The organism is Micromonospora sagamiensis (assembly GCF_014680085.1).
Classification (GTDB): Bacteria; Actinomycetota; Actinomycetes; order Mycobacteriales; family Micromonosporaceae; genus Micromonospora; species Micromonospora inyonensis.
This window is the reverse complement of the sequence record NZ_AP023438.1, coordinates 45799-64389: the sequence shown is the minus strand read 5'-3', so window position 1 is coordinate 64389 and position 18591 is coordinate 45799. Positions and strand designations below refer to the sequence as shown.

Sequence of the window (18591 nt, the reverse complement as noted above, 5' to 3'; positions counted from 1 at the left end):
TAGCCGTTGGTCACGGCAGGGACGAGCAGGACGACCCGCAGCTGGGCCACGAGGCACCGTTCTCGACGAGGCCGTGCCCCGCGGTCAGCGACTCGACGGTCATGCCGCCGTCGGCGAGCTCGAAAACGCTCAGCGGCAGGTCGTCCACGTCGAACTCGGCACCGGCGTTGTCGAAGGCCGTGCGGTCCATCGCGTTCATGCGCTTCTCCTCTCTGATCGTTGCGCTGATCTGTCGACCCGGGTGATGCCGACGCTAGGAGAGGTGGCAGGCCGTGACAATGGCGCCACATGCCGTAGCGGAACGTGACAAGCTTGCGGAGCGTAGTGTGTGGACTGTCACGTGGTGATCGGCGGTCTCGCCGGTGGCCTTCGGAACCGACCGGCAGCGGGATTCACGAGGGCCCTTCGCCGCTGACTAAGCGTAGTCGCGTTACTCCGTGTGCATGCTCACCCGGCTGGGGCGCCACCCTCACTTTCGTGGGCAGGGCTCACGCGGACCGCAGGAAGGGCTCGGCGTCCGGTCGGGGCGCCCGGGTTGGGCGTGGTGGGCGGGTTCAAACCGGAGGCGAACCGGCTCGCTGGTGGTGCTCATGCGAGGGTGGTCCGGGAAGCAGCGAGAGGTGGCTCTCCCGGACGATCTCGTAGCGGAGGGCGGCCGCCGCCAGTGCTTCGCGCTTCCAGCGCACCCGCCCCGATTCGCCGTCTTGGTCGAGGTAGGGCCGCAGCTTCCCGCGCGCCAGGTAGGAGATGTGGTAGTTCACCGCATCCCGCGTCACGTCGCAGAACTCGGGCAGGGGACGTAGCCGTTCCACGATCTCGGCGACCGTGGGTACGCCCACGGGAGACCCGCCGCGTAGTCGTGGTTCGCAGAGTGCCACCAGGACGGCGAAGTACTTCCGCTGTTCGTTCAGGGACGCGAAGCTGGCGGTGCTCGGCGGGAGCATGTCGACCGGATCGACCATGCGCGGCGGCGGCGCCAGGACGTGGAAGCCCTGCGGGCCGTGATTGCCGGGTACCACCACCCGGGCCAGTTCGAACAGGATCGGTGCCGCTCGGCGACCCGGCCGCACCTTGACATACTCCGATCTGTCGTTCAGGTTTTCCACGACGTACGGGTCGACCGCGCTGAAGTTCGACAGTGTCCAGTAGCCAGACTCGGACGTGACCCGGCCGACCACGAGGTTGATGTGGGCGCCGTCCCCCGTCACCGTGAGTCGTTCGCCGCGTCGCCGGTAGCCGAAGGTCGCGGTGCGTCCGGGTGGGAGGCTCATGGGCTTTCTCTCCGGCTTGGCCGTCGTTCGATCCGGTAACTGGATGATCAGATCCCTCATCAGGCGCCCTCCCCGTGGCGGACAACGACACGAGGGGTGATGTCCACATGTGTCGAGGTGCCGATCGGTTGGTGGAACCTCGAGGTGCACCCCCCGCTGCTGTCGACACTGTATCAACGCTTCGAAGTTGATTGTTTACAATCTGTTTCCGGTCTCTGTTCGGGTTCCGGCACTTCGCGACCATCGCTGATGGTTGATTCGACCCGGTTTGCGTCGACGCTGCCTGTGTCGTCCGACCGGATCGAGAGCCCTCGTGGCCGTCGGGACGCGGGGCGGTGGCAGGCCACCCGGGGTCCGGCTTCGCGGAGAGTCAGCGGTCCACGACGGGCAGGATGGTGCGGCTCCGGCCGGGCCGAGGGTGCGCGTCGGCGGCTGCGGCCAGCCGTACCGCGTGGTCGCGCTGCTTCTGCCAGTGGCCGTAGAGGGCACCGCGCTGGGAGAGCCGGTCCACCTCCCGGATGGTCTCCGGGGCGACGTCCCCGGGCGGTGCCTCCCGCCACGGGGTGCCGGGCAACGGCATGAACGTGTGCGCGTGGATCCGGGCACCGAGGTCGGCCAGCTCACGGGCCAGCCGCAGGGAGGCGTCGACGTCGGACTGGTCCTCGCCGGGCATGCCGAAGATCATGTCGACGTTGATCCGGAAGCCCTCCTCGACGCCGAGGCGTACCGCCCGTTTCACCTCCTCGACGCCGTGGCCACGCTTGGCGGCGTCGAGGATCCGGTCGGAGCCGGACTGCGCGCCGACGATGATGTTGGTGTTGGCACAGTACTTCCGGACCAGGCGCAGCGCCGCGCGGCTGATGTGCTCGGGCCGGATCTCGCTGGGAAAGGAGCCGAAGAAGACCCGCCCGTTCGGGCCGATCCCCTCCCGGCAGGAGGCGAGGAGTTCCTCGACCGCGTCGAGGTTCGCCTCGTCCGTCTGGCTGCCGTACGACAGCGCGGTCGGGGTGATGAACCGGACGTCGCGTAGCCCGCGCTCCCGCATGGCGTCGACGTGCCAGCGGACGTTGGCCACGCTGCGGTGCCGGAACTTCGCGGAGAACATGAACGGGGTCTGGCAGAACCGGCAGGAGAACACGCAGCCGCGCGTGATCTCCAGCGCGTTGAACCGGTGCCACCGGAGGGAGAAGCCGCGGAACTCGTCGAGCGGTCGCCGTTCCGGGCGCCGGGTGCGGACGACGGCGCCGGTGGCGTCCCGGTACGCGAGGCCCGGGATCCCGGTCGGGTCACCGGCCGCGTCGACCAGGCGCAGGAGCGTCGTCTCGCCCTCACCGACCGCGGCGACGTCCCACCCCGCGTCCAGGGTCTGCCCGGGTTCGGCGGTGGCGTGCACCCCACCGGCGACGTGCGCCACGTTGGGGGCGTCGACCAGCCCACGGATCAGTGTCAGCTCCTCCGCCAGCGCCTCGGCGTCCGGCGAGTAGAACGACCAGAGCACCAGGACCCGCTGCGCGCCACCGTCGAGCGCCGTCCGGATGTGGGCCGCCGTCGCCTCCGGGGTCTCGCCGAACCGGACCTCGTACCGGGTGCTGGTCGGGTGCTGCTCCAACGCTCCGAGAAGGACGTGGAACCCGTACGTCACCGCCTTGCGGTAACGCAGCACCAGCACCAGAGCGGGAGCGTCCATGGCGGCGATTGTGCCAGGCGGTACCCGATGGGGGCACCATGACCACCCGCGAATCAGCTACCCCGAGTGACCGCCGCCGTGTACCGCCTCGGCGAAGGCGGTACTGGAGTGTCTCGTGTGGAGTCGCGTCGGTCGCCTTGCGCCCGCTACATCGTTGCCCTCGCATGAAACACTCTGTGCATGGACGGTATACGGATCCGGAAGTTGGTGATCCTCTACCTGGTCGGCCCGGCTCTACTGTCGGCGGCGTGTGCCGTCCCGGAGGCATCAGCGCCGAGCCAGCATCCCACCGCCGACCGCGCCCCGTCGACGCCCGTACCCCGACCGACGCGATCCCCCACGTCGGGCGGCGACGAGCTTCCGCCTCTGCCGCCGAAGCCGACGGCAAGCGCCACCAAAAGAAAGCCGAAGCAGCCCTTTGTCGAGGTAGCACCAGGCGACTTGAAGCTTGCGCGCCACCTACTCAAGGTCCCCACGAACTCTGTCGTGAATCTCGACGAGCCGTCCCTGATGAGCGAGGGGTCAGCACCGCCGGGTGCGGACATCCGGTTCCGGGCCGATCCGGAAGCTGGCCTCCAGGTCATCCCGCTCGCCGGCACCCGGATCGGCGCTGTCCGTGGCAGCGAGGAGGGGTGGAATCGGTGCGCGGCGGCGCACCTCGACACCAAGCCGATCGCGATTGGTGCCCTCATCAACGGTGGGGGATACCTGTGCGTGCGGACCGCCCAGCGGCGGGTAATGGTGAGCTTCGGTGTACCGGCCGCAGCCGTCATCCCTATCACCGTCATCTTCTGGGTCAACGTGGGACGTGGCCGGTAAGCCACCGCGGCCCCGGCCCGCCCGGAGTCGCCTTTCCGCCGCGCGGCCGGCGCGGTCTGTGTCCGTGGGGGCAGCATCCCGCTTGCCGGTGCCACCGGCGGCGGACGCCGATGGTGCCGGTGGCGTCGATCCGACCACGAGGATCTGGGTTGTCCTTGGATCGCTCGTCTCCCAGACCGCGGTCCTGACGGCGCTGCTCTACTACTTCGGATGGGTGCGGACCAAAACCACCTACGGTCACTTCGGGGTCGACACCCGGCTGCTCGACTTCTCCACCACCGACTATCTCCTGCGCAGTCTCAATTCGGTGCTGACGCCGCTGATCGTGGCGGGGTTCCTCGCCTTGGCCCTGAGGGCCGCACACCGGCAGACGGTGCTGCCGGTGATCACCGCCGGCGACCGACGCCGGCTCGTCACCCGAGCCGTCGTCATGGCGAGGGGCAGCGCGGTGCTGCTCGCCGCGTTGGTCCTCGTCGGGTTACTGGCCGAAGACCGGGTCGGTGCCTCGCTGGGTTCCGCGCTTCCGCTGGCCATGATCGCCGCGACCGGTCTCCTCGGCTATGCCGAACACCTGTCGACATTCACCACCCGGGCGGTTCCCGACACCGGCCCGACCCGGGTGCGCTCGCTCGCCCTACTGATCCTGACGCTGGTCGGTCTGCTCTGGGCCGTTTCGTCGTACGCCGTGCATGTCGGCCGCGAGATGGCGGCCGATGTGGTGGCCAGTCTGCCGAGCGAGCCGGAGCTTGTGTTGTACAGCGCCGAACGGCTCGCGGTGGCCGGGCCGGGGGTGACGGTCGACGAGATCGGCCAGGAGGGCAGCCGGTACCGATACCGGTACAGCGGACTGCGCTTACTGGTACACACCCGGGATCGTTACGTCCTGCTGCCGGCGCAGTGGGAACGGGGACGGGACCATGTCTACCTGATCCCCACCAACGGCAACCTCCGGATCGACCTCGTTGTCCACGCACCGTGACCCGCCCGTGCGCGGGGCTCCTGCTCCCGGCTCGACGAGCTGGCGGTGTGCACGGGCGGGACCGGGCCGGGCGCGGCCGGGCGAGCCGGGGCCGCGCCCGGCCGTCGGCTTGCGGGGCGGGGTGCCGTGTCGCTACCACTGCCTGGCGGTCAACAGGGTGGCGGCGACCACCAGCACGGCGCACCCGGTGACGGTGATCGTCCGCAGCCGTACCCGGAGCTCCGCGTCCCACCGGTCGCCGCTGCCGGCGGCGCGGCGGGTCAGTGGGGTGAGGGCGCGTCCGACGCCGAAGCCGACCCCGGCGAGCACCGCGACCTCCAGGCGCTGGCCGACGAGGAGGAGCGCGGCGGCCAGCACGTACGGGGCGCTGGCCGAGACGTAGGTGCGCACTCCCGTGCCGAGTTCGAAGCCGAACTGCAGCGCGCCGCGTCGCGGGCTGCGTTGCAGGACGTCCTGTGGCACCTGCCGGGCGTTCTGCGGCAGCCGGAGCGACACCAGGCCGAGTTCGCGGAACAGGCCCACCACCGCCACCGCGACGACGCCCGCGTACCGGACGTGCGCCGGCAGGGGAGCGGTCAGGCCGGAGAGCAACCCCAGGACCAGTCCGCTGAGCAGGCCACCGGCGACCAGTCCGGTGGTGAACAGGGCGAGCAGGACGCTCTGCCGTTCGCGATCCCGCCACCCGGGCGAGGCCAGCGCGTACGCGCTGTTGTGCGTTCAAACCGAGCCGGAGAGCGTGTAACCGGTGAGCGCGCCGATCACCGCCCAGGTGAGCACGTGCCCGTACCCGGCGGTGGCGAGGACGCCGACGGCGAGCACCAGGGCGGGGACGAGCGGAGCGGTGACCCACCGGCGTGCTCCCCGGGCGGGCCGCACCGCCGTCGGTTCCCCGCCGGTCATACCGTGCCGCCGGTCAGGGTCCGCCAGGTGTTCACCCCGGCGATGCCGTCGGCGGTGAGCCCGTTCTGCCGCTGGAAGTCCCGCACCGCGCTGTCGGTCGCCGGGCCGAAGACCCCGTCGACCGAGAGCGCGTGGCCGTGCGCGTTCAACTGGCGCTGGGCGCCCCGGACGGCGTGGCTGTTGTCACCGGAGCGGATCGTGATCACGAGAGCCGGCCAGGTGGTGGCGTCGACGACACCGGTGGCCGCGACGCCGGCCCCCGTCTGGAAGCTCTTCACCTTCGCCTCGGTGTCGCTGCCGAAGACCCCGTCGACCGCGGTCGCGTGGCCACGGGCGGTCAGCAGGTGCTGCACGGTGTAGACGTCTACCCCGCTGGCACCGCGTCGGACGCTGGGCCAGGCGACCGTGCTCAGGCAGCCGCACTGGGTGTTCCACCGGCAGATCGACCGGACCCAGCCCGAACTGGTCTTGCGGTATCCGTCGTGGCAGCGGCGCTCGACCGAGCACGCGCAGGCCCCGCACGCCCCCTGGTAGCGCCAGAGCCAGCCGTCGTACGTCCCGGCGTAGCACTCGTTGGGCCGCAGGATCCAGGTGACGCCGTCGTTCTTGTGGTACCCGGTGTACGTCCCGCTGATGTTGCAGGCGTCCGCGAAGATCGTGCTCGGGCCGCAGCCCGGCGAGCAGTTCTGGTCGCTGGCGTAGCTGGGACACGAGTCGTAGATCGTGTAGCCGTCGGCGTACGCCCGCCGGGCCGCCGGGAAGACACTGAGCGCGGCCATCCCGACCGCGGTGCCGGCCCGGAGCAGGGCGCGTCGGGACAGTGCCCACGTGGCACGGGCTCCGCCCGTACGCGCCGGTGGGCGCCGGACGGCGGCTCCGGTCCCGGGGTCGGTTCCGCGCAGGGCGGGCACGGCGTCGAGAGTGGTCATGCCCGGCCTCCGTGGTGGTGCGTGGCGACGACCGGCCCGGAGTCGCCGGGTGGTGGGCCGTCGAACTCGTCGAGCAGGCGACGCAGCGCCGCGCGGGATCCGAGCGGCTCGGCGTGGAGCACCCGTCCGGCCGGGTCGACCACGGTGGCGAACGGGGTGGCGAGGGCGTCGTACCGGTCGAACAACTCCGCCTGCCCGGTGAGCACGGTGACCGGCAGCCCGGTGGCCCGCGCCGGGGCGTCGGTGCGGTAGAGGATCCGGAACTCCGGCCCGCCCCGGCTGGCCCGGTCGGCCGCCTCGGTCAGCACCTCGGTGCAGGTCCCGCAGTCGGGGTCGAGGAAGAGCAGCACGAGCGGACCCGCCGGCGGCACGGGTGCCAACCGGGCGAATCCGGGGGCCGGCGCCCCCGGCCGCAGGCCGACCGTCTCCGGGGGGCGCTGGACCGACCCGTTGGACAGGGCGTGCACCTGGCGGACCAGGCCCGACACCACGAGCGCCAGCAGGAGGATCGCGATCCAGCTCAGGATCAGCGCGCTGGTCTGGAAGCTCATCCGGGTAGGCCCCCTTCGGTCACACCCGTGGACCGCCCGACCGTCTGGTCGACCGCCCCGGCCGGGTGGTGCATCGCGGACGGGAGATGCCACAGCAGGGTGGCGAACGTGGCGGAGGCCAGCAGCACGACGGCGAGGGAGGCGTCGGTCCGGTCCCACCCGACGACCGAGCCGGACCCCGCCAGCCCGGTCAGTGCCAGCCCGGCCAGGACCGCCGCCCGCGCCACCACCCAACCGGTCATCGGCAGCTCCAGGCGGGAGCACCCGCACGGGCCGGTGCGCCCGGTCGACAGCAGGTGGTGGCCGTAGCCGGCGTACAGGCCGAGGAGCGCGGCGCCGCCGAGCAGGAAGGTCACGCGCAGGGCCCGGTGGTCGTCACCGTGCAGCGCCACGATCCCGGTGCCGGCGAGTATCCCCTCGGCCGCGACGACGAGGCCGGCGACGGCGGCCGGCGCCGGGAGCACCCGGTGCGCGGCGACCGCCCGGGCGAGAGCGCCCGGCCGCGACAGGTGCTCGGCGGTGGCGGCCAGCAGGGTGAACACCACGGTGTACGTCGACACGCTGGCCAGCAGTACGCCCATCGGTGACCTACCGGGCCCGCTGGACCCGGAACCGGTCCACCAGGGTGGGCACCTGCTCCACGTCGGTGTCGACGAGCGGCACCAGGCTCAGCCAGGTGTCCGTCGTGGCCAGGACGAAGTAGGGCCGCCCGTCGGAGAGTGCGTCCCGGTAGAGCTCGCCCGCCTGGGTCCGCAGGCCCCGCCAGGACGGCAACCGGTCCGCGCGCTCCCTGGTGAGCGGGGTCATCTCCACCAGACCGAGCCCGGGGACCTGTTTGAGCACCGTGGCCGGCGCGGCGAACACGGCGCCGCCCTTCGGCACCGGGCGGAGGGTCAGGCCGTCGTCGTGTTCCTCGATGCGCAGGGTCCGCAGCACCCCGAGGAGGTGGGTGGTCGCGACGCCGTACATCTCGGTGAAGAAGGAGTGCCGCCGCCCCCGCCAGACCGCCACCAGCCGGTCCTCGGTCAGCCGGATCTGCGGGTCGTGGGGGCGGGTCCGGGCGGTCAGCAGCGTACCGCCCTGGTAGGAGAGTTCCTCGTCGAACCGGTCGGTGCCGAGCGCGCGGACGACGTCGTCCGCGAGCCCGATCGGGCCGGTGGTGAACTCGTGCAGCCGGCCGCCGATGGTCACGTCGGCCACCGAGGTGAACGGCGCGCTGAGGTCGAGGGACCCGTCGAGTAGGAAACGGGTTCCGTCGACTGCCCGGTGTGCTACCGGCACCCCTGCGGTTGCCATCCGACCAACCTCCGACCGGGGTCCGACGATCCTGCAGCGGCATAATATGCACTCGCGTCGATATTGCACAAGATCGATCGCGCGCCGGGTCGCAGTCGGCCGGGTGCGGGCGGCCGGACCCGTCACCCGGCCGCCCGCCCCGACTCACTCCGCGCCCAGCGCCTCCACCACCGGCCGGGACAGCGCCCGCCGGGCCGGGAGCACGGACGCGGCCAGGGCAGCCAGTACCGCGACGCCGAGGATGGCGCCGAGTCGCCCCCACGGCAGCACCAGGGTGAAGTCGCCGCCCAGTTCGGCGAGGAAGGCCATCGCCCCCGCGCTCACCCCGATGCCCAGGGCCACCCCGAGCAGCGCGCCGACCAGGGCGGTGAGCACCGCCTCGGCGGCGAGCACGGCCCGCATCCGGCCCCGGGTCAGCCCGACGGCCCGGAGCACCGCGTTCTCGCGGGTCCGCTCCACCACGGACAGGCTCAGCGTGTTGGCCACCCCGACCAGGGCGATCACCACCGCGAGGCCGAGCAGGGCCACCACGAAGGCGAGCAGCATGTCCACCGTGCCGGTGAGCATCCTCTTGTACGCAGCCTGGTCCATCAGGTTGACCGTCGGATACCGGGCCAGCACCGACTCGACCGCGGCCCGCGCGGTGGGGGCGGTGACCCCCTCGGCGGGGTCGATCTCGGCCAGGTAGCCCCGGACGGCGGGGAAGAGCCGGGTGAAGTCGGCGGCGCCCACCTCGACCACGTGCCCGGCCGGCACCGGCGCGTCGGCGGACGGGGCGGCGGTGACCACGGCCGCCACCTCGAACGCCCGGCTGCGCAGGGTGACCCGGTCGCCGGCCGACCAGCCGCGTTCCCGGGCCAGCTCGCGGTGCACCAGCACCCGGCCGGGTCCCAGCCGGTCGACCCGCCCGGAGTCCACCCCGGTCAGGGTCCGCTCGACCAGCGTCGGGTGGGCGGCCCGGAACTCGACGTCGTCGGCCACCTCGCGGCGCTGCTCGTGCACCACCCCCAGTTCGGGGCGGCCGGCCAGTTCGTCGACCACCCCGACGGGCAGCTCCCCGCCGACCCCGGTGACCAGGAAGTCCACCCCGACCTGAGCGTCGACGCTGCGTTCGATGGCCGTCTTGGTGCTCTGCGCGCCGACCACGAACGACGACACCAGGCCGATCCCGATCACCAGGGCGGTCGCCGTGGCGGCGACCCGCCGGGGGTTGCGGACCGCGTTGGCCACCGCCAGGGCGGTGGTGGTGCCGAAGACCCGCCGGGCGGGAGCGCCGATCACCCGGACCAGCGCCGGCACCAGCACCGGGCCGAACAGGACGATGCCCAGGAAGCTGAGCACCCCGCCGACGGCGACCAGCAGGAACTGCCCGGCCGAGGCGGCCCCGGCCAGCGCGGCCACCCCGGCGGCGAGGACCGCCGCCCCGACGGCCAGGCGTACCCGGCCGGCGGGGCGGGTCACCTGCACGGCGGCGTCGGTCAGCGCGGCCACCGGGGCGACCCGGGTGCCCTGCCAGGCCGGTACGCCGGCCGCGCCGACGGTGAGCACGGTCCCGACGAGCAGGCAGCCCGACACCGTCGCCGGGGTCACCGTGAGGGTGCCGGTCAGCGGGGTGTCCAGCGACGTCATCAACGCGGTCATCCCCGCCGCGAGACCGACGCCGACCAGCACACCGAGCGCCGAGGCGGCGAGCCCGACCAGCGCCGACTCCAGCAGGGTCGCCCGGAACACCTGGCCCCGGGTGGCGCCGACCAGGCGTAGCAGCGCGGTCCGGCGGGTGCGTTGGGCGAGCACGATGGTGAAGGTGTTGGCGATGACGAAGGTGGCCACCACCACCGCCACCCCGGCGAAGGTCAACAGCACCAGGTTGAACTGGCGCAGGTCGCGGACGGCGTCGGCGACGGCGGCGTCGAGGATCTGGGTACGGGTGCGCACCGTGGTGCCGGTGCCGGCCACCTTGGCGACCCGGTCGGCCAGGACGGTGTCGGCGACCCCCGGATCGGCCGCCACCATGATCCGGCCGTACCCCTCGCCGTCGGTCACGGCGAGCGCGTCGGCACCGACCAGCCCGATGAACGGCCCACCGATGTCCCGGACCGTGCGGGCCACGTCGACCGTACCGACCAGCGTGAACGTGCGGGCGGCACCGCTGGCGCCGCCGACGCGCACCGGCGTGCCGAGGGTGAACCCCTCGTCGGCCGCGGTCTCCTCGTCGAGGACCACCTCACCGGGGCGCGCCGGTAGCCGGCCGGCCACCACGTCGTACGACTGGAGGGCCGGGTCGGTGGGGACGGCGGCGAGGAACCCGAAGCCGAGCACCGGGCGGCCGTCGGCGCCGACCACCCCGGCGGTGCCGGTCAGTTCCCCCTCGGCGGCGCGGACCCCGTCGACGGCGCGTACCTTCTCGACCAGGGACGCCGGGATCGGCTGCCGCGTCGCGTAGACGCCGACGTCGGTGTGCCGGTCGAAGGTGCCGGCCCGCTCGTACGTGCCGGCGCGCATCCCGTCGACGAAGATCAACGTACCGGCGATGAAGGCCACGCCGAGCACCACGGCCAGGGCGGAGAGCAGCATCCGCAGCGCCTCGGCGCGCAGCGAGCGCAGGGTCAGGCGGAGCACCTCACCACCCCCGCGCGTCGGTGCCGCCGGCTGGCGGGACGGACGGCCCGGCAGCGGACACCGCAGCGGGCCCGGCGGACCGTCCGGCGGCCGGATCGAGGTGGGCCAGGGCGTCGAGGATCCGCTCGGCGGTCGGCGCGGTCAGCTCCCGCACCGGCCGGCCGTCGGCGAGGAAGACCACCCGGTCGGCGTGGGCGGCGGCGACCGGGTCGTGGGTCACCATCACCACCGTCTGCCCGAGGGCGTCGACCGCCTCACGCAGCAGCCGCAGCACCTCCGCACCGGCCCGGGAGTCCAGGTTGCCGGTGGGCTCGTCGGCGAAGATCACCCACGGCTTGGTGATCAGGGCGCGGGCCACCGCGACCCGCTGCTGCTGGCCGCCGGAGAGTTCGGCCGGGCGGTGCCGCAGCCGGTCGGTCAGCCCGACCGCCGCGACCACCTGCCGCAGCCAGGCCGGGTCGGGTCGCCGGCCGGCGATGTCCAGCGGCAGCACGATGTTCTGCTCGGCGGTGAGCGCCGGCAGCAGGTTGAACTTCTGGAACACGAAGCCGACCCGGTCCCGGCGCAGCAGGGTGAGCCGGCGGTCGTCCAGGCGGGCCAGGTCGGTGTCGCCGAGGCGCACCGACCCGGCGGTGGGCCGGTCCAGGCCGGCCAGGCAGTGCATCAGCGTCGACTTGCCGGAGCCGGACGGGCCCATGATCGCGGTGAACCGGCCGGCGGTGAAGTCGACGTCGACGTCGTCGAGGGCGACGACGGCGGCCTGGCCGGAGCCGTACCGCCTGGTCAGTCCCCGGGCGGTCACGGCGACCCCGGCGGCGGCGTGGAGGGGTGGTGCGACGGACACGTGCTGCTCCCCGTACGGATGGACGGTCTCGGACGTCTCCGACGCTATGGTCGGCGCCCGTCCACGGAGATCAACCCGTGCGCTCGACTCCGGTACGACCGGGGTCGCCCGTGCCGGAAGGAGCCGTACGACCCAGGTCGTACGCCGGGGTCAGCCGCCGGGGGTGACCAGACCGCTCTCGTACGCCAGCACCACCGCCTGCACCCGGTCGCGGAGCTGGAGCTTGGCCAGGATCCGGCCGACGTGCGTCTTCACCGTCGCCTCGGCCACGTGCACCTGGGCGGCGATCTCCGCGTTGGACAGGCCCTGCGCCACCAGCAGCAGGACCTCCCGTTCCCGTTCGGTGAGCTGGGCCAGCCGGGGGTCCTCGACGGGGCCGGTGCCGAGCTGCCCGGCGAACCGGTCGAGCAGCCGTCGGGTGATCGACGGGGCGACCACCGAGTCGCCCTGGGCGACCACCCGGATCGCGGCGAGCAGCTCCTCCGGCGGAACGTTCTTGAGCAGGAAGCCGCTGGCCCCGGCGCGCAGCGCGGCGAACGCGTCGGCCTCGGTGTCGAAGGTGGTCAGCACCAGCACCCGGGGCGGCCCGGCCGGTCGGTCGGCGCAGAGCCGCCGGGTGGCCTCCACCCCGTCCATGGTGGGCATCCGCACGTCCATCACCACGACGTCCGCCTCGATCCGGGACAGCAACCGCAGCGCGTCCGCACCATCGATCGCCTCGCCGACCACCTCAAGGTCGGGCTGGGAGCCCAACACCATCCGGAACCCGGCGCGGACCAGCGCCTGGTCGTCCACGATCACCACCCGGACCGTCAAACCGTGATCACCTCCGTCACGGGGGTCGACGGTAGCGGCAGCCGCACCCGCACCTGCCACCCCCCGGCCAGCCGGGGCCCGGCGGTGAGGCTGCCGTCGTACACCGACACCCGCTCGCGCATGCCGACCAGGCCGTGCCCGCCGGGCGGCGACGGGGTGACCGCCGGCCGTCCCCGCCCGTCGTCGACCACGACGAGCACGACGGCGTCCGCGGCGTGTGCCAGGGTGACCTCCACGGTGGCGCCGACCCCGGCGTGCTTGAGCGCGTTGGTCAGCGCCTCCTGCACCAGCCGGTACACGGTCAGCTCCAGGGCCTGCGGCAGCGTGCCGGGCGTGCCGGGCGTGCCGGTGACCGTGTACCGCACGTGCAGCCCGGCGGCGCGGAACCGGTCCAGCAGGGCCGGCATCTCGGCCACCGACGGCCGCCGGTGCACCGGCTCGGCGGCCAGTCCCGGGGCATCCGGTCCGCCGGCCGCGCCGGCCCGGTCGGGACCACGGTCGTCGGGGCCGGTGGCACCCGTCCCGCCGGCGGTGGCACCGGCATCCGGCCCCGCCGCCTGACCGGACGCCGACCCGGCCGGGCCCGGCTCGCGCAGGACGCCCACCAGCCGGCGCATGTCCTCCAGCGCCTGCCGGCCGGTGTCCGCCACGATCCGGACCGCGTGGCGGGCGGTCTCCGGGCTCTGGTCGATCATGTACCGGGCCCCGTCCGCCTGGACGATCATCACGGCCATGCTGTGCGCCACGACGTCGTGCAGCTCGCGGGCGATCCGGGTCCGTTCCTCGGCCACCGCCGCCCGCGCCTCGGCCTCCCGTTCCCGCTCCAGGGTCGCCGCCCGCTCCTCCAGGCTCAGCACGTACAGCCGACGGGTGCGCACGTTCAGCGCGACCAGCCACACCGCCCCGGTGACCAGCCCGTAGTAGATGGCCGGGAAGTACCAGGCGACCGCCGACGGGGTCTGCACGGCGGCGAGGACCACCCCGATTCCGGCGACGATCCCGGCGACGATCCCGTCGCGCAGCCGGTCCGCGTACTTGACCACGCTGTACAGGGCGATCAGCACCGCCACGTCGTACGGCAGCGGCCCCCAGGCGAACGCGACCTGGACGACGGCCAGCACCCCCACCACGGCGGTGACCGCCACCGGTCGGACCCGACGCCACACCAGGGCCACCGCCATGGCCAGACCGACGACGCTGGCCCCCCAGCCGCCCGGCGTGGGCGCGGCGGCGACCGCGAGGAGCGCCACCACGCCGGCGACGGCCACGTCGAAGGCGACGCTGCGCACCGGTTGCCCCAGGATCCTCCGTGTCATCGTCACCCAGCGTACGAGCCTTCCCGGCCCCCGGACCGATCGACCGGTCCACCCGGTGACCCCGAGCCCTCCTCCGGGGTGCGCGGACCGGGGTGGCCCGACGGAGTGAGTGTGCGGTGGCCACGACGCAGGGCGCAGAGGCCCGGGACGGGCGGGGCACGACCAGCCGGATCTGCCGGGTGGGCGGGGAGGGGCGGACGGTCAACCTTCCTCTGTCCGGCGCAGCCGATCAGATGGCGGACCAGCAGATCGCCGAGATGTCGCTCGCCTGGCGGCGGCGACCGGCGGGCGGTCCGGGCCGGCGTCGACGGCGCGGTGCCGGGCCGTCCGCCGCCAGTGCGTGACCAGTGCGAAGGCGCCGAGGCCAGCGGCGACCACGCCGGCGGCCATCGCGCCCCGCATGCCCGGGGCGGAGTAGCCGTCGCCGGCCCAGACGGTGGTGGCGACCGCTGGTCCGAGGGCGAAGCCCAGGTTCCGGGCGAGTTGGACCGTCCCACCCGTGGTCGCGATCAGGTCGCGTGGCGCGGCGGACATGACCATGGCCTGGACCGGTCCGCCGTACAGACCCATCCCGACCCCGGCCAGCGCGAGCCGCCAGGCCACGTCGAACGGCTCCCACCGCGCCGGCAGCGGCTGGACCAGCAGGAGTCCCACGGTCACCACGACCGCGCCGAGCGCGCCGGCCCGCCACGCGCCCCACCGGTCGGCCAGTACCCCGCCGACCGGACCGGCCAGCCCCATGCCGGCGGCGAAGGCCAGCATGGTCACGCCGGTGGTCTCCGGGCCGACGCCCACCACGTCGCCCAGGTAGAACGGCAGCAGGAACTGCATCACCGCGAACCCGAGGGCGAGCAGCAGGACCGCGACGTGACCGGCGAGGACCCCGGGCACGTGCAGCAGGGTCAGCACGGGCCGGCTGTTCGGCATCCGCCACCAGAACCCCATCACCACCGTGGCGGGGAGCAGCAGCAGGAGCCATTCCGGACCGGCCTCCGCCGTCCTCGTCAGGGCCACCAGCAGCACGCCGAGCCCCAGCGCCATCAGCGCCGCCTCGGCGAGCCACCGGCGGTCCGGGGCACGCAGCGGGCCGTCGTCGGGCATGGCGAGCAGTCCGACTCCGACGATCGCGACGGCGACCGGGACCACCGCGAAGAAGACCGGCCGCCAGCCGGCCACCCCGAGCAGCAGTCCGCCCAGGGGCGGACCCGCCACCGCGCCCAGCGGACCGAGCGTGGCCAGCACGCTCATCGCCCGACCGCGTGCTTCGGGCCGGACCGCGAGCGTGGCCAGCACCGGCATGAGGGCGAACATCACCGCCGCGCAGACGCCCTGGGCCACCCGGGCCGCCACGAGGAACCCGACGCCCGGCGCGAGCCCGGCCGCGGCGCTGGCGACGGCGAATCCACCGACGGAGGCGACGAGGGCGGACCGCTTGCCCACCCGGTCCAGCCAGCGCCCGGCCGGCAGAACCAACGCCACCACCGGCAGCAGGTACGCGAGGACCGTCCACTGGGTGACCGCCGGGTCGCTGCCGAGGTCGTCGCGGATCGTCGGCAGCGCGACGTTGACGATGCTGGTCTCCAGCATCGCGACGAACACCACCGCTCCGGCGGCGTAGACCAGCAACCATCTGTCGCGCGGCGGGGCGGCGGCCCCCGGGCGGTCCGTCGGCCGTCCTCGGCCGTCTCCCGTTTCGGTCTCCATACGGTACTGGTCGTTCCGGCACGGCCATCGGTTCCCGGTGGACCCGGTGGCAGTCATTGATGACTGTCGGCCTGGCGCGACGACCCACGTCGATCGGGATGGGTTTTCCGTGGCGTGCCCGGCGTCGCCCGTGGCGACGGCGGTCCCTGGTCGGGTCGGGTGGGTCGTCAGTCCGGCATGGATGGTTCCCGGCCTTTCTCCAGCGATACGAAAATGCCGCAGTACGGACCGATCGCCGTCGCCCGCGAGGCGTCTCCGCGTCACCGGAAGGCCGTCTCCCGGGCGTAAATACGCAAAGACCTGGATCAATTGGTACGGGAGTCGGGGCCCCGGGGTGTCGCGGTCGCCCCGGTTCCCGGGCGCGGATCGGGGTGTCCCGCGGCGCTGAAGATCCACTGAATGCCCGCTATTCCGATAGGGATTACATTCAATCCCGCGCGGCGGGCTCGCGGTGAGGGTGATCCCCGATCAGGTGCGGTATGCCCGAGATGTCCAGCCGCGCCGAGACCAGAGGGGACGACATGTGCGGAATCACCGGCTGGGTTTCCTTCGACCGCGATCTGCGGCCGGAGCGTCAGGTGCTCGAGGCGATGGTCGCCACCATGACCCCACGGGGTCCCGACGCGGGCGGGTGCTGGGCCGATGAGCACGCCGCCATCGGCCACCGCCGCCTCGCCGTGATCGACATCGCCGGCGGGCAGCAGCCGATGGTCGCCGAGGCCGACGACGCCGACGTGGTGCTCAGCTACAGCGGGGAGGTCTACAACTTCGTGGAACTCCGGGAGGAGCTGCGCCGCCTCGGCCACCCCTTCCGGACGCAGAGCGACACCGAGGTGCTGCTCCGCGCCTACCTCGAATGGGGCGAGGAGGTGGTGCACCGCCTCAACGGCATGTACGCGTTCGCCGTGTGGGACCAGCGCCGGCAGGCGCTCGTCCTGGTGCGGGACCGACTGGGCATCAAGCCGCTCTACTACGCCGAGGCCGCCGGCGGGGTGATCTTCGGCTCCGAGCCCAAGGCGATCCTGGCCCACCCGGAGGTCGAACCCCGCGTCGACCTGAACGGTCTCCGCGAGGCGTACAGCCTGCTGTTCAACAGCGGGCCGTCGGTCTGGTCGGGTATCCGTGAGGTGCTGCCCGGCTCGATTCTCCGGTTCGACCGGTCGGGCCTGACCGAGCGGACGTACTGGCGGATCGAGGCCCGCCCGCACACCGAGGACCTGCCCACCACGCTGGCGACCGTACGCGACCTGGTCGTCGACAGCGCACACCGCCAACTCGAGGCGGACGTGCCCCGGTGCACGCTGCTCTCCGGCGGCCTGGACTCCAGCGTGCTGACCGCGCTGCTGAACCGGGAACTCCAGCACCGGGAGGGCGCGGGGGAGCGCATCCGTTCGTTCGCCGTGGACTACCACGACCAGCAGGAGCAGTTCACCGCCGACGTCCTCCGGTCCAGCCCGGACGCGCCGTTCGCCCGCGAGGCGGGCGAGTTCATCGGCTCGGACCACCACACCGTCCTGCTCGCCCCGGACCGCCTTCTCGACCAGGCCAACCGGCAGGCTGTCGTGGTCGCCCGGGACTCGCCGATCGGGGTCGGTGACATGGACACCTCGCTCTACCTGCTCTTCGGCGAGATCAGGCGGACCTCCACGGTCGCGCTCTCCGGGGAGGCCGCGGACGAGGTGTTCGGCGGCTACCCCTGGTTCCACTCGCCGGAGACGATCGCCGCCCAGACGTTCCCCTGGCTGCTGGTCACCAACGACCGCCAGGCCATGCCCCTGCACCCGGACCTCTCCGCCAAGCTGCGGCTGCGCGAGTTCCAGGAGGACACCTACCGGGACGCCCTCGCGGCCGTCCCGGTGCTCGACGGGGAGACGGCCGAGGACCGACGCATCCGGGAACTGCTCCACCTGAGCCTCACCCGCTGGCTGCGACAGCTCCTGCACCGCAAGGACCGGCTCAGCATGGCCGTGGGGCTGGAGGTCCGGGTCCCCTACTGCGACCACCGGCTGGTGGAGTACGTCTTCAACGCGCCCTGGGCGATGAAGACGTTCGACGGTCGGGAGAAGAGCCTGCTGCGTTCGGTCGCCCAGGGCCTGGTGCCCCAGTCGGTGCTCGACCGGCTCAAGAACCACTACCCCGCCACCCACGACGTCCGGTACAACCGCGGGGTCCAGCAGCAGGCCGCCGACGCGCTCAAGGATCCGCACAGCGTGCTGCGGGAGATCGTCGACGTCAAGGGGGTCCAGCCGGCTCTGGAGGTGCCGCCGGAGAAGCTCGGGTGGGCCCACCGCCTGCGCCTGGAGCGGGTCATCGACCTCTCGCTCTGGCTCGGGTACTACAACCCGACCCTCGTTCTCTGAGCGGACCGTGTCACCCGCACCTGTCGGATCCGGGCGACCGGGTGCCCCTGACGGGGGCACCCGCACCACAGTGGACAAACGCGCGCATTCGACATCGGCTCTTCTGCAAGGAGTCCCGGTGGCATTACGGTTGCACGAAGAGTCACCGCATCGGGACCGAGGAGCGCGGCGTGCGCGAGCTGATCGAGGTTCACCTTCCTTCCGGACGCAGCATGTGGGTCACTGTGGACTCCGAACAGGAGTCACGCGACGTGGGGTTCGGCGAGCGGTTCGCCGAGCTTCCCGGCCTGGCGGAGATCGTCGAGTGGGTGACCTCCGGGGTGACCGCCGGACTGCGGCATGCCAAGCCGGACCGGCTGACCGCCGAACTCGGCGTCGAGCTGGCGGTCGGGGAGCGGGGGCTGGTCGCCGCGCTCGGCGGAGTCGGGGGCAAGACCGCCGTCAAGGTGACGATGAGCTGGGGGCCGGCGGACGACGAGCCGGCCACCGACCCCCGGTGA

18 protein-coding genes are annotated in these 18591 nt (G+C 73.0%); 4 read left to right on the top strand and 14 right to left on the bottom strand.

The genetic code is table 11. The annotated features are described in order from the left end of the window. Positions 1–10: 10 nt before the first annotated feature. From IGA62_RS00225 to IGA62_RS00215, 3 genes are all read right to left on the bottom strand, one after another. Positions 11–199 carry a thiomuracin/GE37468 family thiazolyl RiPP peptide gene (locus tag IGA62_RS00225; protein ID WP_198501164.1) on the bottom strand — a complete coding sequence of 63 codons (189 nt, stop codon included), beginning with the start codon at positions 197–199 and terminating at the stop codon, positions 11–13. Between the two features lie 355 nt (positions 200–554). Beyond that, positions 555–1331, bottom strand: coding sequence for a serine/threonine protein kinase (locus IGA62_RS00220; RefSeq protein WP_145817307.1), 777 nt, complete (start codon positions 1329–1331; stop codon positions 555–557). A 310-nt stretch (positions 1332–1641) separates the two neighbouring features. Then, complete coding sequence (locus IGA62_RS00215) at positions 1642–2958, bottom strand: TIGR04013 family B12-binding domain/radical SAM domain-containing protein (protein WP_145817309.1); 1317 nt, start codon at positions 2956–2958, stop codon at positions 1642–1644. A 486-nt stretch (positions 2959–3444) separates the two neighbouring features. On the opposite strand from IGA62_RS00215, the gene IGA62_RS00210 reads away from it, so the two are divergent. Further along, positions 3445–3777 (top strand): hypothetical protein, encoded by a 333-nt coding sequence (locus IGA62_RS00210; protein ID WP_145817311.1) that lies wholly within the window; start codon positions 3445–3447, stop codon positions 3775–3777. 82 nt (positions 3778–3859) lie between these two features. Continuing rightward, on the top strand, positions 3860–4756 hold the full coding sequence (locus IGA62_RS00205; protein WP_145817313.1) for a hypothetical protein: 897 nt from the start codon (positions 3860–3862) through the stop codon (positions 4754–4756). A 132-nt stretch (positions 4757–4888) separates the two neighbouring features. Here the strand turns inward: IGA62_RS00205 and IGA62_RS00200 are convergent, their stop codons facing one another. The 11 genes from IGA62_RS00200 to IGA62_RS00150 form a co-directional block, all read right to left on the bottom strand. Further along, positions 4889–5347 (bottom strand): hypothetical protein, encoded by a 459-nt coding sequence (locus IGA62_RS00200; protein ID WP_198501163.1) that lies wholly within the window; start codon positions 5345–5347, stop codon positions 4889–4891. Positions 5348–5473: 126 nt separating this feature from the next. Next, positions 5474–5656: a hypothetical protein gene (locus IGA62_RS00195; RefSeq protein ID WP_145817315.1), complete on the bottom strand. Its 183-nt coding sequence runs from the start codon at positions 5654–5656 to the stop codon at positions 5474–5476. Next, complete coding sequence (locus IGA62_RS00190; protein ID WP_145817316.1) at positions 5653–6585, bottom strand: peptidoglycan-binding domain-containing protein; 933 nt, start codon at positions 6583–6585, stop codon at positions 5653–5655. The genes IGA62_RS00195 and IGA62_RS00190 overlap by 4 nt, the downstream gene beginning before the upstream one ends. After that, positions 6582–7136: a hypothetical protein gene (locus IGA62_RS00185; RefSeq protein WP_198501162.1), complete on the bottom strand. Its 555-nt coding sequence runs from the start codon at positions 7134–7136 to the stop codon at positions 6582–6584. The genes IGA62_RS00190 and IGA62_RS00185 overlap by 4 nt, the downstream gene beginning before the upstream one ends. After that, positions 7133–7717: a MauE/DoxX family redox-associated membrane protein gene (locus IGA62_RS00180; RefSeq protein ID WP_145817318.1), complete on the bottom strand. Its 585-nt coding sequence runs from the start codon at positions 7715–7717 to the stop codon at positions 7133–7135. Before IGA62_RS00180 ends, IGA62_RS00185 begins: the two co-directional genes overlap by 4 nt. Positions 7718–7724: 7 nt before the next feature. Continuing rightward, on the bottom strand, positions 7725–8432 hold the full coding sequence (locus tag IGA62_RS00175; protein WP_145817320.1) for a hypothetical protein: 708 nt from the start codon (positions 8430–8432) through the stop codon (positions 7725–7727). Positions 8433–8576: 144 nt separating this feature from the next. Next, complete coding sequence (locus IGA62_RS00170; protein ID WP_145817322.1) at positions 8577–11051, bottom strand: ABC transporter permease; 2475 nt, start codon at positions 11049–11051, stop codon at positions 8577–8579. Between the two features lies 1 nt (position 11052). Further along, entirely contained in the window at positions 11053–11895 is an 843-nt protein-coding gene (locus tag IGA62_RS00165; protein ID WP_145817324.1) for an ABC transporter ATP-binding protein, read from the bottom strand. 150 nt (positions 11896–12045) lie between these two features. After that, positions 12046–12711 (bottom strand): response regulator, encoded by a 666-nt coding sequence (locus IGA62_RS00160; protein WP_145817326.1) that lies wholly within the window; start codon positions 12709–12711, stop codon positions 12046–12048. Then, positions 12708–14027, bottom strand: a complete 1320-nt coding sequence (locus tag IGA62_RS00155) for a sensor histidine kinase (RefSeq protein WP_186499805.1) — start codon at positions 14025–14027, stop codon at positions 12708–12710. The genes IGA62_RS00160 and IGA62_RS00155 overlap by 4 nt, the downstream gene beginning before the upstream one ends. 201 nt (positions 14028–14228) lie before the next feature. Continuing rightward, positions 14229–15731, bottom strand: a complete 1503-nt coding sequence (locus IGA62_RS00150) for an MFS transporter (protein WP_186499806.1) — start codon at positions 15729–15731, stop codon at positions 14229–14231. A 479-nt stretch (positions 15732–16210) separates the two neighbouring features. Between IGA62_RS00150 and asnB the strand changes: the two genes are divergently transcribed. Both asnB and IGA62_RS00140 read left to right on the top strand, forming a co-directional pair. Beyond that, positions 16211–18091 carry an asparagine synthase (glutamine-hydrolyzing) gene (gene asnB, locus IGA62_RS00145; protein ID WP_232624825.1) on the top strand — a complete coding sequence of 627 codons (1881 nt, stop codon included), beginning with the start codon at positions 16211–16213 and terminating at the stop codon, positions 18089–18091. Positions 18092–18261: 170 nt separating this feature from the next. After that, positions 18262–18591: a CU044_2847 family protein gene (locus IGA62_RS00140; protein ID WP_141714227.1), complete on the top strand. Its 330-nt coding sequence runs from the start codon at positions 18262–18264 to the stop codon at positions 18589–18591.